The sequence below is a fragment of the Bradyrhizobium erythrophlei genome, assembly GCF_900129505.1.
In the GTDB taxonomy this organism is placed as follows: Bacteria; Pseudomonadota; Alphaproteobacteria; order Rhizobiales; family Xanthobacteraceae; genus Bradyrhizobium; species Bradyrhizobium erythrophlei_D.
Genome location: NZ_LT670818.1, coordinates 8,703,783 through 8,717,563, shown reverse-complemented (window position 1 = coordinate 8,717,563; position 13,781 = coordinate 8,703,783). Strand labels below are relative to the sequence as shown.

11 protein-coding genes are annotated in these 13,781 nt (G+C 63.8%); 8 read left to right on the top strand and 3 right to left on the bottom strand.

The window, feature by feature from the left end; genetic code table 11:
• The first annotated feature begins 13 nt into the window (after window positions 1–13).
• The 6 genes from B5525_RS41230 to B5525_RS41205 all read left to right on the top strand — a co-directional run bounded on the left by B5525_RS41230 (window position 14) and on the right by B5525_RS41205 (window position 6,635).
• Entirely contained in the window at window positions 14–1,219 is a 1,206-nt protein-coding gene (locus tag B5525_RS41230; RefSeq protein WP_079572063.1) for a pyridoxal-phosphate-dependent aminotransferase family protein, read from the top strand.
• A gap of 84 nt (window positions 1,220–1,303) precedes the next feature.
• Entirely contained in the window at window positions 1,304–2,101 is a 798-nt protein-coding gene (locus B5525_RS41225; RefSeq protein ID WP_079572062.1) for an enoyl-CoA hydratase/isomerase family protein, read from the top strand.
• Between the two features lie 187 nt (window positions 2,102–2,288).
• Window positions 2,289–3,236, top strand: coding sequence for a Bug family tripartite tricarboxylate transporter substrate binding protein (locus B5525_RS41220; RefSeq protein ID WP_425305346.1), 948 nt, complete (start codon window positions 2,289–2,291; stop codon window positions 3,234–3,236).
• Window positions 3,237–3,422: 186 nt separating this feature from the next.
• Entirely contained in the window at window positions 3,423–3,965 is a 543-nt protein-coding gene (locus tag B5525_RS41215; RefSeq protein WP_079572058.1) for a tripartite tricarboxylate transporter TctB family protein, read from the top strand.
• 114 nt (window positions 3,966–4,079) lie between these two features.
• Complete coding sequence (locus tag B5525_RS41210; RefSeq protein ID WP_079572056.1) at window positions 4,080–5,597, top strand: tripartite tricarboxylate transporter permease; 1,518 nt, start codon at window positions 4,080–4,082, stop codon at window positions 5,595–5,597.
• 321 nt (window positions 5,598–5,918) lie between these two features.
• Window positions 5,919–6,635, top strand: coding sequence for an outer membrane protein (locus tag B5525_RS41205; RefSeq protein ID WP_244567754.1), 717 nt, complete (start codon window positions 5,919–5,921; stop codon window positions 6,633–6,635).
• 89 nt (window positions 6,636–6,724) lie between these two features.
• Here the strand turns inward: B5525_RS41205 and B5525_RS41200 are convergent, their stop codons facing one another.
• The gene (locus tag B5525_RS41200) at window positions 6,725–7,918 is read right to left on the bottom strand and encodes a CaiB/BaiF CoA transferase family protein (RefSeq protein WP_079572053.1); all 1,194 of its coding nucleotides are present in this window, start codon (window positions 7,916–7,918) and stop codon (window positions 6,725–6,727) included.
• Window positions 7,919–8,171: 253 nt separating this feature from the next.
• Here B5525_RS41200 and B5525_RS41195 point away from each other — a divergent pair, with 253 nt between their 5' ends.
• Window positions 8,172–8,705 (top strand): tetratricopeptide repeat protein, encoded by a 534-nt coding sequence (locus B5525_RS41195; RefSeq protein WP_079572051.1) that lies wholly within the window; start codon window positions 8,172–8,174, stop codon window positions 8,703–8,705.
• A gap of 217 nt (window positions 8,706–8,922) precedes the next feature.
• Here B5525_RS41195 and B5525_RS41190 read toward each other — a convergent pair whose 3' ends face one another.
• Together B5525_RS41190 and gspD are read right to left on the bottom strand one after the other, a co-directional pair.
• The gene (locus B5525_RS41190) at window positions 8,923–9,372 is read right to left on the bottom strand and encodes a prepilin peptidase (RefSeq protein ID WP_172900084.1); all 450 of its coding nucleotides are present in this window, start codon (window positions 9,370–9,372) and stop codon (window positions 8,923–8,925) included.
• Between the two features lie 128 nt (window positions 9,373–9,500).
• Window positions 9,501–11,963 (bottom strand): type II secretion system secretin GspD, encoded by a 2,463-nt coding sequence (gene gspD / locus B5525_RS41185; protein ID WP_079572048.1) that lies wholly within the window; start codon window positions 11,961–11,963, stop codon window positions 9,501–9,503.
• Between the two features lie 126 nt (window positions 11,964–12,089).
• Here gspD and B5525_RS41180 point away from each other — a divergent pair, with 126 nt between their 5' ends.
• Entirely contained in the window at window positions 12,090–13,778 is a 1,689-nt protein-coding gene (locus tag B5525_RS41180) for a GspE/PulE family protein (protein ID WP_172900083.1), read from the top strand.
• Window positions 13,779–13,781 lie beyond the last annotated feature (3 nt).

Sequence of the window (13,781 nt, the reverse complement as noted above, 5' to 3'; positions counted from 1 at the left end):
GGAAGGACGCCAGATGACCCTGCACACAGGAAGGCATTTTCTCCAGATTCCAGGACCGACCAACGTGCCCGACCGGGTGCTGCGGGCCATGGATATGCCGACCCTGGATCACCGCGGTCCGGAATTCGCCGAACTCGGCCATGCCGTGCTGGTGGGGTGCCAGCGCATCTTCCGCACCAAGCAGCCTGTCATCATCTATCCGTCGTCGGGAACCGGGGCCTGGGAAGCCGCGATCGTCAACACGCTGTCGCCGGGCGACAAGGTGCTGATGGCCGAGACCGGGCAGTTCGCGGTGCTGTGGCGCGGCATTGCCGAGAAGTTCAAGATCGACGTCGAGTTCATGCCGACGGACTGGCGCCGCGGCGCCGACGTGGCGGAGATCGAGGCGAGATTAGCCGCCGACCGCGAGCACAAGATCAAGGCCGTGTGCGTGGTGCACAACGAGACCTCGACCAGCTGCGTCACCCATCCGCTCGAAGTGCGCAAGGCGCTCAATCGCACCAACCACCCGGCGCTGCTGATGGTCGACACCATCTCAGGGCTTGCTTCGCTCGAATACGAACACGATGCCTGGGGCATCGATATTTCGGTCGGCGGATCGCAAAAGGGCATGATGCTGCCGCCGGGCCTGAGCTTCAACGCGGTCTCGGAAAAGGCGCTGGCCGCGTCCAAGGCGAACCAGTCGATGCGGTCCTACTGGGATTGGCACGACATGATCGCGATCAACAAGCTCGGCACCTTCCCCTATACGCCGGCCACCAATCTCCTGTTCGCGCTCAGGGAAGCGATCGCGATGCTGGAGGAGGAGGGGCTCGAAAACGTCTGGGCGCGGCACGTGCGCCATGGCGCGGCGACCCGCGCCGCGGTCAAGGCGTGGGGCCTCGATCTCGTCTGCCTCGACCCGCACGGCTATTCGGCGGCGCTGACCGCCGTCATGGTGCCGGAAAGCTGCGATGCCGACGCCCTGCGCAAGGTGATCCTGGAAAATTTCGACATGTCGCTGGGCACCGGCCTCGGCAAGCTCAAGGGCAAGGCCTTCCGGATCGGCCATATCGGGCATTTCAACGATTTGATGCTGATGGGAACGCTGTCGGGCGTGGAGATGGGCCTGGATCTCGCCAAGGTGCCGCATCGCGGCGGCGGGGTGATCGCCGCCATGGACGTCCTGAAGGGACGCGACGTGGTCGCGATGCCGAAATCGAAGGCCGCGGTTGCGTAAAAAGCCAGTATGCAATCGTTCCGGAGTGCGCGATCCTCGCGCGCTTCGAAAGCCTTGTGACGCGAACAACAGAAAGAGCGCGCGATGAACGCCCCGGTAGCAGCGACTGAAGACCTTCTCTATGTCGTCGAGGACGGCATCGCGCGGCTGACCTTCAACCGTCCGCAGGCGCGCAACGCGCTGACGTTCGCGATGTACGAGCGGATGGCCGAGATCTGCGCTGGCGTCAACGACGACCGCTCGATCAAGGTGATGATCCTTACTGGCACCGGCGACAAGGCCTTCGCGTCAGGCACCGACATCTCCCAGTTCCGCGCCTTCAAGACCGCGCAGGACGCGATCGACTATGAGGAGCGGATCGACCGCGTACTGGGCGCGCTGGAGAAGGTGCGCGTGCCGACGATCGCGGCGATCGCCGGCGCCTGCACCGGCGGCGGCGCGGGGATCGCCGCCTGCTGCGATATCAGGATCGGCACTGCGGCGATGCGGTTCGGCTTTCCGATCGCGCGCACGCTCGGCAACTGCCTGTCGATGTCGAACATCTCCAGGATGGTGGCGCTGGTCGGTCCGGCGCGGACCAAGGATCTGATCTTCACGGCGCGGCTGGTCGAGGCGCCCGAGGCGCTTGCACTGGGCCTGCTCAACGAAATCGTGCCCGACCTTCCGACGCTGCAGCGCCGCGCCGACGAAACCGCGAAACTCGTCGCTGGCCATGCGCCGATCACGATGGAAACCGCCAAGGAAGCCGTGCTGCGCATCCGGCGCACGCTGTCGCGCGAGGAGGGCCGGGATCTGATCCTGCGTGCCTATATGAGCGAGGATTTTCGCGAGGGCATGGACGCCTTCCTCAACAAGCGCACGCCGAACTGGAAGGGCAAGTAGTTTCCTTAAGCGCTTGCGATCTCATGCGAAAGTCATAAGCGGAGAGTTCGAGGCCAGCTTGAACTCGGGGACGCAACCCCGCACAATGGGTCCCATCAATCCGTGCCGGCGGATCCGGGGCAAAAAAAAGTCACAGGGAAGAAAATACGTGCGACATATCCTGAAAGCCGTGGCCGCGCTGTCGGCCATGCTGGTCAGCGCGCCGGCAATCGCCGCCTGGGAGCCGACCAAGCCCGTCGAAATCGTGGTAGCGGCCGGGGCCGGCGGCGCTTCCGACCAGATGGCGCGGATGATGCAGGCCGCGATCCAGAAGAACAATCTGATGAAGCAGCCGATGGTGGTGTCGCTCAAGGGCGGCGCCTCCGGGGCCGAAGCGCTGATGTACATGAAATCCTCGGAAGGCGACCCCAACAAGGTGCTGATCGCCTATTCGCTGATCTACATGTTGCCGCTGTCGGCGAAGATTCCCTTCAACTGGCACGAGCTGACGCCGGTGTCGGTGGTGGCGCTGGACCAGTTCGTGCTGTGGGACAATGCCGCCGGGCCGAAGACGGTGAAGGAATTCATCGAAGCCGCCAAGGCCGCCCCTTCGCCATTCAAGATGGGCGGCACCGGATCGAAGCGCGAGGACAACGTGCTCACCGTGTTCATGGAGCAGAAGACCGGCGCGAAATTCTCCTATCTGCCCTACAAGTCCGGCGGCGAGGCGGCGACGCAACTGGTCGGCAACCATACCGAGTCCAACGTCAACAACCCGTCCGAAAATCTGGAGGTCTGGCGCGCCGGCCAGGTCCGCGCGCTCTGCGTGTTCGACAGGGAGCGGATCTCCTACACCACCAAGGTGACGGAGACGCAGTCGTGGCACGACATCCCGACCTGCAAGGAGGAGGGGCTCGACGTCCAGTACCTGATGCTGCGCGCCATGTTCCTGCCCGGCAAGGTCACGCCGGAACAGCAGGCGTTCTACGTCGATCTGTTCCAGAAGGTGACGCAAACCGCCGAATACAAGGACTACATGGAAAAGCAGGCGCTGAAGCCGATCTTCCTCACCGGCAAGGACATGCTGCAGTTCCTCGAAGAGGACGACGCGCTCAACACGGCTCTGATGACCAAGGCCGGTTTTGTCGCGAAGTAGGGCGCTTCCTTCTCCCTCGCCCCGCTTGCGGGGAGAGGGCTGGGGTCGGGGGGACTCTCCACCAGGTCAGATCGCCGAGAGTCCCCCTCACCCGGATCGAACCGACGACGCTGCGCATCGCCGGTTCAATCCGACCTCTCCCCGCAAGCGGGGCGAGGTCAAGAACTCCCACTCGGTGTGCCACTAATGTCAGATTCCGAAATTGAAATTGTCGTCGACGATCCGACCGCGCCGCAAGGCGACTCGCCCGCCGTCACCGACGTCCGCGTCGTCGATATCGCGGTATCGCTGCTGCTGATCGCGCTCGCCGCCACGCTCGGTTACGACAACTGGCGCACCGGCATCTCCTGGGATTCGACCGGCCCGCAGGCCGGCTATTTCCCGTTCTATCTGTCGGTCATCCTCGCCGGCGCCAGCCTCTACGGCCTCGTCGCCGCTTGGCTGTCGCGCAACGAGGCGGTGGAAACCTTCGTCACCCGCGCGCAAGCGCGCCGGGTCATGGCGGTGTTCGTTCCGACGCTGCTGTTTTGCCTGGCCACGCAATTTCTCGGACTCTATGTCGCGAGCTTCCTGTTGATCGCCGGCTTCATGCGGATGGTTGGACGCATCGCATGGTGGAAATCGCTGCTCACCGCTTTCGTCTTCACCGCCGCGATGTTCGTGACCTTCGATATCGCTTTCGACGTCATCATGCCGAAGGGACCGCTGGAAGCGGCCTTCGGCTATTAGTCATTCACTTATCGTCATTGCGAGCGCAGCGAAGCAATCCAGAAGCTACCGGGACACGTATGGATTGCTTCGTCGCTTCGCTCCTCGCAATGACGAATTGATTGGGACTTTGTAATGGAAGCCTTCGGCCTGTTGATTCACGGCTTCGCCGTCCTGATGACGTGGAAAACCCTCACGTTGATGATGGTTGGCCTCGTGCTCGGCATTTTCGTCGGCGTGCTGCCGGGGCTTGGTGGCCCGAACGGGGTTGCGATCCTGCTGCCGCTGACCTTCACCATGGACCCGACATCCGCGATCGTGATGCTGTCGAGCATCTACTGGGGCGCGCTGTTCGGCGGCGCCATCACCTCGATCCTGTTCAACATCCCCGGTGAGGCGTGGTCGGTCGCGACCACTTTCGACGGCTATCCGATGGCGCAGCAGGGCCGGGCGGCCGAAGCGCTGACGGCGGCATTCACCTCCTCCTTCATCGGCTCGCTGGTCGCAGTGCTCCTGATCACTTTCCTGGCGCCGCTGATCTCCTCGTTCGCGCTCAAATTCGGGCCGCCGGAATTCTTCGCGGTCTATCTTCTGACCTTCTGCTCCTTTGTCGGCCTTGGCCGCGAGGAAAAGCACAAGACCCTGATTTCGATGTCGCTCGGGCTGCTCCTGGCCGGCGTCGGCATGGATACGGTGTCCGGGCAGTTGCGCATGACGTTCGGCTCCAACGACCTCTTGCGCGGCATCAACTTCCTGGTCGCGGTGATCGGACTGTTCGGCATCAGCGAAATCCTCTTGACCATGGAGGAGCGCCTGGCGCTGCGCGGCCATGCGGCCAAGATCAGCCTGCGCGTGGTGCTGTCGGTCTGGAAGGACCTGCCGAAATACTGGGTGACGCTGCTGCGGTCGTCGTTCATCGGCTGCTGGCTCGGCATCACCCCGGGCGGCGCGATCGCCGCCTCCTTCATGGGCTATAATCTGGCAAAGCGCTTTTCGAAGGATCCCGAGAGTTTCGGCAAGGGCCGCATCGAGGGCGTGTTCGCGCCGGAAACGGCGGCCCACGCCTCCGGCACCGCGGCACTGCTGCCGATGCTGGCGCTGGGCATTCCCGGCTCCGGCACCGCGGCCATTTTGCTCGGCGGTCTCATGGTGTGGGGGCTCAATCCCGGCCCGCTGCTGTTCGTCGAGCACAAGGATTTCGTCTGGGGCCTGATCGCCTCAATGTATCTCGGCAATGTCGTCGGCCTGGTACTGGTGCTGACGACGGTGCCGATCTTCGCCTCGATCCTGCGGGTGCCGTTCGCCGCGGTGGCGCCGATGATCGTGGTGTCCTGCGCGATCGGCGCGTATGCGATCCAGAACGCGATGTTCGACATCTGGCTGATGCTGGGATTCGGCGTGGTCGGCTATGTCTTCAAGAAGATCAAAATTCCGCTCGCGCCGTTCACGCTGGCGCTGGTCCTCGGCAACCGCGCCGAGGATGCGTTCCGGTTGTCGATGATCGGCTCCGGTGGCGACATGAAGGTGTTCTGGTCGAACGGCCTCGTCGGCTCCATCACCACGCTGGCGATCCTGCTGCTGTTCTGGCCGGTGATCGACAAGGCGTTCGGCAGCCTGGGGCGATTGTGGCGGCCGCTGAAAACGGCCGGCTAACCGTTCGACTGTGTAATATATTGTGTTATCAAAGGCTTGTCTCGTCTATTGAATATTCGCTCCAAGAGCGAGCCAGATCGGATTACCGCCGACTGTGGCCCTCGCGCGACAGACTTGGGCGTTTTGTATCCGTATGTTTCCGTCAGTTGATTCATCCGAGGACCATTTTTATGAAGTCGATTTCCACCGGGATTGTCGTGATCGCATCTCTGCTTTCGACGGCTGCTTTCGACGGCTGCGTTCGCGGCCGATCTGGCGCCGCGGCCCTACACTAAGGCGCCGGTCATAGCCGAGCCCGGCTACAATTGGACCGGATTTTACGTGGGTCTCAATGGTGGCTATAGCTGGGGCCGGGCCAGCGAAACGGCTTTGATCGGTGCGCCATTTCCTGCAAATGCCTCTGCGACCGTCAAACAAAACGTCAATGGTGGCCTCTTCGGAGGTCAGATTGGCTATAACTGGCAGGTGGATCGCAATTGGGTGCTCGGCCTCGAAGCGGACGGCCAGTGGACTGGCGAACGCGGCAGCAGCAACGACTTTCTTGGCTCGATCAGGTTCCCCACTCCGGGTAACGATTTCAATGTTCTGGCCTCCGCCTCGCTCAGCAACGAAACCAAACTCCCCTGGTTTGCCACGTTCAGGGGCAGAGCTGGCTTCCTCGCCGATCCGAGCTTGCTGCTCTACGCAACCGGCGGTCTTGCGGTCGGTGAAGTGAAGTATACGACCCAGGGGACGCTGACGGCTCAGCTGTTCGGCCCTGGCACCGCTGGAACGATTCCCGTTGGGGGTCCCGTTACGCTGGTGGGGGCGTCGCTGTCGGAAAGTCAGACCCGGGTCGGCTGGACGGCCGGTGTGGGCCTGGAAAAGAAGTTCAGCCAGAACTGGTCGGCAAAACTCGAATATCTGTATGTCGATTTCGGCACCAAGACGTATTTTCGCGGAACCGGGAACGACATCGACGTCAGCTTCCATGACCAGATCGTCCGCGCCGGCATCAACTACCAATTCACTGCCGGACCGGTGGTCGCGAAATACTGAGCCTCCAGTTCTCGGAAATTCAAAAGCCCGGCCTTGTGCCGGGCTTTTTGCATTTTTGCGTCCCCTGAGTGGGGCCCAGCCGGCTTTCGTCACACCACCTTCGCCTGCCGCAGTCCCGCGATCTCCTTCGCGTCGAAGCCGAACTCGGCGAGCACCTCGTCGGTCTGCTCGCCGAACTCCGGCGGCCGCGCCGCCATGCTGCTTGGGGTTCGCGACAGTTTTACCGGCTGGCCGACCAGGCGGATGTGGCGGCTTTCGGCGTTCGGCACATCCTGGGCGATGCCGAGATGCTTGACTTGCGCGTCCTCGAACATCTGGTCGATCGAATAGATCGGCCCGCAGGGGACACCGGCGGCGTTGAGTTCGTCGACCCAGGTCTCGGTCGATTTCTGCTCGGTGTGCTTGTTGATCTCCGCGTTGAGCGCGTCGCGGTTTTTGGAACGCGCGGGTGCGGTGGCGTAGTCGGGATTGGCGGCGAGTTCGGGCGCGCCGATCGCCTGCGCGCAGCGTTCCCAGATCCGCCCGCCCGTGGTCGCGATATTGATATAACCGTCGGAGGTCCTGAACACGCCGGTCGGAATGCTGGTCGGATGGTTGTTGCCGGCCTGCTTGGCGACGTCCTTTTCCATCAGCCAGCGCGCGGCCTGGAAATCCAGCATGAAGATCTGCGCCTGCAGCAGCGAGGTCTGCACCCACTGGCCTTCGCCCGAGACATCGCGCTCCAAGAGCGCGGTGAGAATTCCGATCGCGCAGAACAAGCCCGCGGTGAGGTCGGCGACGGGAATGCCGACCCGCATCGGGCCTTCTCCCGGCGCGCCCGTGATCGACATCAGCCCGCCCATGCCTTGCGCGATCTGATCGAAGCCGGGACGTTTGTGATAGGGGCCATCCTGGCCGAATCCGGAGATGCTGCCATAGACGAGGCGCGGATTGATCTTGCGCAAGGCATCGTAATCGATGCCGAGCCGCGCTTTCACGTCCGGGCGGAAGTTTTCGACCACGACGTCGGCCTTCTCCACCAGCCGCCGGAACACGTCGACCCCTCGGGGATCCTTCAGATTGAGCGTCATCGCGCGCTTGTTGCGGTGCAGGTTCTGAAAGTCCGAACCTTGGCGCGGGCCGCCCGGCTGCTCGCCGCCGGCGTCCTCCGTCAGGGCGTCGATCTTGATGACGTTGGCGCCCCAGTCCGCGAGCTGTCGCACGCAGGTCGGCCCGGAGCGGACACGGGTGAGATCGAGCACGGTGAAGCGGGACAGGGCCGAAGATGCCCTCGGAAATGCCATCTCAGGATACTCCGTTAGTGCGATGCGGTTGCGTCACATTGATGACAGACAGGTATCTTGGCTCGGAGAGCGTGACTAGTCTCGTTCGATCATGGCAAAGCAGTTTTTTGCGCCGGGCGGTCGGCGCGCTCGCGCGCCGGCGGCGCCGCGCGGGTATGGATATTTCCGGACTGCAGTATTAGTGTGCGCGTGATCGACGGCAGGATACGAGATGAGCGTGAGCTGGGCCCGGACGGCAAATTTTGATGCGCGAATGGCCTTGCTCGCACGCAGGCCAACAGCCGCATGCCTGATCAGGATGCTGCGCGTTGCCTTTGGCGCAGCGCTGCTGGCGCTGTCGACCGCGGGCCTTGCCGACGCCCAATCCGTTCGCCAGGGCGTCTCCGCCTTGAACCGGCAGGACTATGTGTCGGCGTCGCATATCCTGATTCCACTGGCTGAGCAGGGCGTTGCCGCCGCGCAATCCTATTTGGGTTTCATGTTTGAAACCGGGCGTGGCGTGCCGCAGAATTATACGGAAGCCGCGATGTGGTACCGTCGCGCCGCGGAGCAGGGCGACAGCGGCGCGCAATATTCGCTCGGCCTGCTCTACGACAAGGGTTTTGGGGTGCCGCGGAACATCATCGAGGCCAGCAAGTGGCTCAATCTTTCCGCCGCCGCCGCGCCGCGCCGCGCCCGCGAAGCGCGCGTCCGGATCCGCGATGCCGTGACCACCAAGATGACGCGCGGCGAACTTGCGCGGGCGCGCCTGCGAGCGCTCGAATGGGCGCCGAGCCGCGAGCACTGATTTGGCTTCTTCACATTCGAGGCTGCAGTTTCCCACGGCTGCATCATCAACCAGCGGCGGAGTGGCGCCCTGAAATCATTTCCGCTTTTCGCCCCACTGATTGCGAGCCAACGCCCGTTCCTGGCACATCGCGACATTTTTCGTTGCGCTGCAGAATTTGGACGCTATCGCGAAAATAGCGGACACCGGGCAATCCGCGCCAATCAAGCTCGACATGTCAGTACGCGCCCGGGCTCAACAGCGCCTCGGCCAGCCAGCCGATCCAGATCGCCGGCGCGAGGAACGCCCCGAACGGAAGAAATGCGGTGGCTCGCAGCGGCCGCTTGCGCCAATAGGCGATGACGGCATAAGCCGCGAGGGCCGAGAGCGCGGCGAGTTCGATCACCGCGAAGATCGTGGCGAAGCCGAGCCACGCGCCTGCGACCGCAGCGAGCTTGATGTCGCCGAGTCCCAGCCCGTCGCGGCCGCGCCAGCGCCGGTATCCGGTCATGAGCAGAATCAAGGGTAGCGTAATCGCGACGGCCCTGAAGGCCGCCCAGATCACGGCATGCCAATCCGCCTCCGGTCCGACCAGGCCGGCGCGCAACAGCGCCAGCACCAGTGCTGCGCCGCTTAGTTCGTTGGGAATGACGTAGCGTTCGGAGTCGATGACGGCGATGGCGAGCATCAGGACTGCCAGCAAAGCCCCGAACAGCCCATCGGGGCCGGGAGCGGCGAAAACACTGGCAGCCGTCGCCGCCGCCGCGAGCGCGAGGCCGAGAGCGACTTGCCAGACCGGTCGATGGTTGACGTAGCTCAGCGCGTGGCCTTCGGCGGATCGACCACCACGACCGGCAGGCTTGTGCCGACCAGCCGGCCGTTCATCTTGCTGCGCATTTCCTCCGCGATGACGTGCGCGTCGACGGCGTCCCTGATCACCGTCGGCCGGATGAACAGGATCAGTTCGGTTCGCGCCCGCGCAGTGGTCTGATGCGCGAAAGCATCGCCGACGCCAGGAATCGAATCCAGCAAGGGAATGCCTTGCCGCTGCTTGTTTTCGGATTCGCTGATGAGTCCGGCGAGCAGTACGGTCTGGCCGCTCGTGACCGCGACCGAGCTCTTGACGCGCCGCTGCGATATCGTCGGCGTCAGCGAGCCCGCGCTCCCTGCCGCCACGCTCGAGATTTCCTGCTCGATGTCGAGCACGACATTGCCGTTGGCATTGGCGCGCGGCAACACGCGAAGGATGATGCCGGTATTCTTGTAGTCGATGGTGTTGACCACGGTGTTGTTGGCGGTCAGCACCGTCGCGCTGCCGGTCGAGAACGGCACCTGATCGCCGACCTGCAGGGTCGCCGGCTGGTTGTCGAGCACCACCAGCGACGGATTGGAGAGAACCTTGACGTCGGTGACGCCGTGCAGCGCGTCGAGAATGACCCGCGGCGAGTTCTCCGATCCGATCAAAAGATTGAACCCGGGGAGCACGCGTCCGAGCAACGCACCAGCGGCGGCGTTGACCGCGTTGCTGGCGGGCTCGATCGCTGTGGTGGGGGTGGTGGTGCCGGTCGTGGTCGCAGTCGTGGTCGTGGTCGCGGACCCGATCGCGGTACTGCTGGGGGTGACGCCGGGAAACACTTGGGAAATCGAGCCCTTCTGGCTCGCCAGGAAATATTGCACGCCGTAGTTCAACTGATCGTTCAGCGTCACTTCGGCGATGGTCGCCTCGATCGCGATCTGGCGCTGCGGCCGGTCGATCTGGTGGATGGTCTGCTCGACCACGCGCTGCGATTCCCCGTTGGCGTAGACCAGCACCGCGTTGTTGGTGACGTCTGCCGTGATCCGGATATTGGGCAGGATACCGTTGCCCGGCTTGCCGCCCGAACCGAGCAGGCCACCCGATGAATTATCTTGATTGCTCGAATTGCCTGAGGTGGGGGAAGGCGCGGCGCGAACGTTCAGCGACGGCGCGGAGCCGGGCGGCGCGGCACCCGAGGCCGCCGTCGGCAGCGCGCTCAATTGCGCCATCGGACTGTTGCTGAGTGAGGAGGAGGGGGAGGAGGAGGAGATCGAAACTCCGGCGCCGGGTGAAATCTGGCTCGATGCGCTGTCGAGGTTGGTTTCGCTCGCGGCGCTACGACCGGTCAGCATTTCATTGAGCAGCGCGGTGACTGGCTTGGCGCTGCCGTAGCGCAACGGATAGGACTTCAGATTGAAGCCTTCGGTATCCGACTTGTCCAGCCGCGCGATCCAGGTCTGGGCGCGCTTGAGATATTCCGGCTTCTGGCTGACCACCAGGATGGAATTGAGCCGGCCGATCGGCTGGAACTTGATGACATTCTGGCTGAGGCCGCCTTCGCCGGAATCCATGATCTTCTCGATCTCGGAAATCACCGGCTCGGGCGCGGAGTTGTGCACCGGGAAGATGCCGACCGATTGCCCCCGCATCCAGTCGGCATCGAAGCTCAGGATGGTGTCGATGGCGGAAGCGCGGTCGGAGCCGCTGCCGGTGACGATCAGCGTATTGCGTCCGTTGTCCGGCCGCAGCGTGGTGGCCTTGACGCCGAATGCGTCCAGCAGCTTGAAGACGGTCTGCGCGGAGACGTAGCGCAGCGGCACGACGCTGATGCCCTGGCCGGGTTCGGCCGAAGCCGCCCGATCGATGCCGCCGGGACCGGCTTCGTTGGCCGGCAGCAGGCGGTAACCGGTGCGATCGCGCACCAGCGCCACGCCGGACATCCGCAAGGCGTTTTCTAGCACGTAGAGCGCATCCGCCTTCGCCACCGGACGAACCGACGCCAGCGTCACCGTGCCCTGCACGCGGGGGTCGATGGTATAACCGGCGCCAAGTACGTCACCAAGGATGACCTTTGCCACCGTCGCGACCGGCGCGTTTTCGAAGTTGAGGTCATAGCCGCTGCCGGAACCGGTATCCTCGCGTTCGATCGCGGTCGAGCCCGGCGGTGTGGTGCCGTCGCTGAGATAGACCGCAGGGCGCGACGACGTCGGCTGCGCGACGCCGGTACTGCCGGCATCGGCTGTCTCGCGTGGCATCAAATCGATTGAGCGGACCCTGTCGACGATACCCTGCGCGCGGGGATCCTTGGGATTGCCTTCGACAGACTGATCGCCGGTGAGGATGCAGGCTGTAAGCAGGAACGATGACAGGAATATTACGAGCGCTCCAGCCAACCCTGAACGCAGGCGCGAAAGCGGTTCGACCACTTTTTTCAAGATACGCCCACCAACGCTGCGAACTGGAAAACACGCCCGACCCCCCATGGTTCGGACGTTCAAAAATTTGCCTGATGATTATGTTTTTGCTACTAAACAAGTCAAGAGAAAAGGGCCTGTTGCAGCGCGTGAGCGCTGTTGCTTTCCAGTAACAAGGTTAGCGTTGTGAGCTCGATGCGAGACCTTTCGGCAGAGACCTTCCGGCAGCATCTACTCGAGAAATATTCATTGCCGCCGAAGGCGCGCGCGCGCGTCGCAAACCCGGCCAACTCCACGCTCGCCCGGCCGCTTCGGGAATTGTGGGAAGCCACCGATCTGTCGGCCGCGGAATTCGCCGACGAAGTCGCGGACTATTGGGGCGTCATCCGGCTGAACCTGCCGCAGCTGCTCGCATCGACGCCGTGCCTCGACGGATTTTCAAGACGCTTCCTGCGGGAGTCCACCATCTTCCCGGTGCGAACGCCGAACGGAGGCTATCGGCTCGCGGTCGCCGATCCTTCCGATACCGCGGCGATTCGCGCCGCCGAAATCGTGTTCGGTGCTCCGGTGGAGGTTGCGGTGGCCTCGTTCGAGGATATCACGACAGTGCTCGACCAGCGCGCCGAGGCGGACGGCGCTGAAGCGGATGAAAGCGCGAGAGGGTCTAGTCAGCAATCCGACGACGACATTGAGAGCCTGCGCGACCTCGCCAGCGGCGCGCCGGTGGTGCGTGCATTCAACGATCTGCTGGAGCGCGCGGTCGAGCTGCGCGCCAGCGATATCCACATCGAGCCGTTTCGTACCGGCCTCGTGGTGCGGATGCGCGTCGATGGCCTGCTGCGCGCGATGCCGGTGCCCGCGGGCATTCCGCCGCAGGCGCTGATCTCACGCGTGAAAATCCTTGCCGGTCTCAACATTGCCGAGCGGCGACTGCCGCAGGACGGTGCAGCGCGGGTGCGTGTCAGCCGTTCCGAGCTCGACGTCCGCGTCGCGACCATGCCGAGGCAGGCCGGCGAGAGCGCAGTGATCCGCCTGTTGCCGCGTGACCGCGGTCTGTTGGAGATGGGCAAGCTCGGACTTGCCGCCCGTGACGAAGCGATCATGACCCGTCTGCTGGCGCTGCCGCACGGCATGATCGTGGTGACGGGGCCAACCGGCAGCGGCAAGACCACGACGCTTGCGACCATGCTGTCGATCCTGAACGAGCCGACCCGCAATATCCTCACCATCGAGGACCCCGTCGAATACGAAATCCCCGGCGTCAACCAATCGCAGGTCAAGCCGTCGATCGGCCTCACCTTTGCATCCGCGATGCGCGCCTTCGTGCGCCAGGACCCCGACGTGATCATGGTCGGCGAAGTCCGCGACGCGGAGACCGCGCATATCGCCATCCATGCGGCGCTGACCGGTCATCTCGTGCTGACGACGCTGCATACCGAGACCGCGGCGGCCGCGGTGCCGCGGCTGATCGATCTCGGTATCGAAAGCTTTCTCCTGAAGTCGACACTCCGCGCGGTGGTGGCGCAGCGGCTGGTGCGGGTGCTGTGCGATCGCTGCAAGGTGCCGCACCGGCTCACGGAAGCCGACATCGACAGGGACCCGCGCTTCGCCGTGATCGGCTTCAAGGCCGGCGAGATGATTCACGAGGCCGGCGGCTGCGAGCGCTGCGGCGGCACCGGTTATCGCGGCCGCAACGGCGTGTTCGAGATCCTCGAAATGTCCGAGGAGGTCCGCAAGCTGATCGGACCTCAGACGGATTCGCACGTCGTCGATTCCGCGGCGATAGCGGGCGGCATGACCACGATGCTGGCCGACGCCATCGCGAAATGCCGAGCTGGGTTGACCACCGTGCCCGAGGTTTTCCGCGTCACGACGGTTCGGTGATCT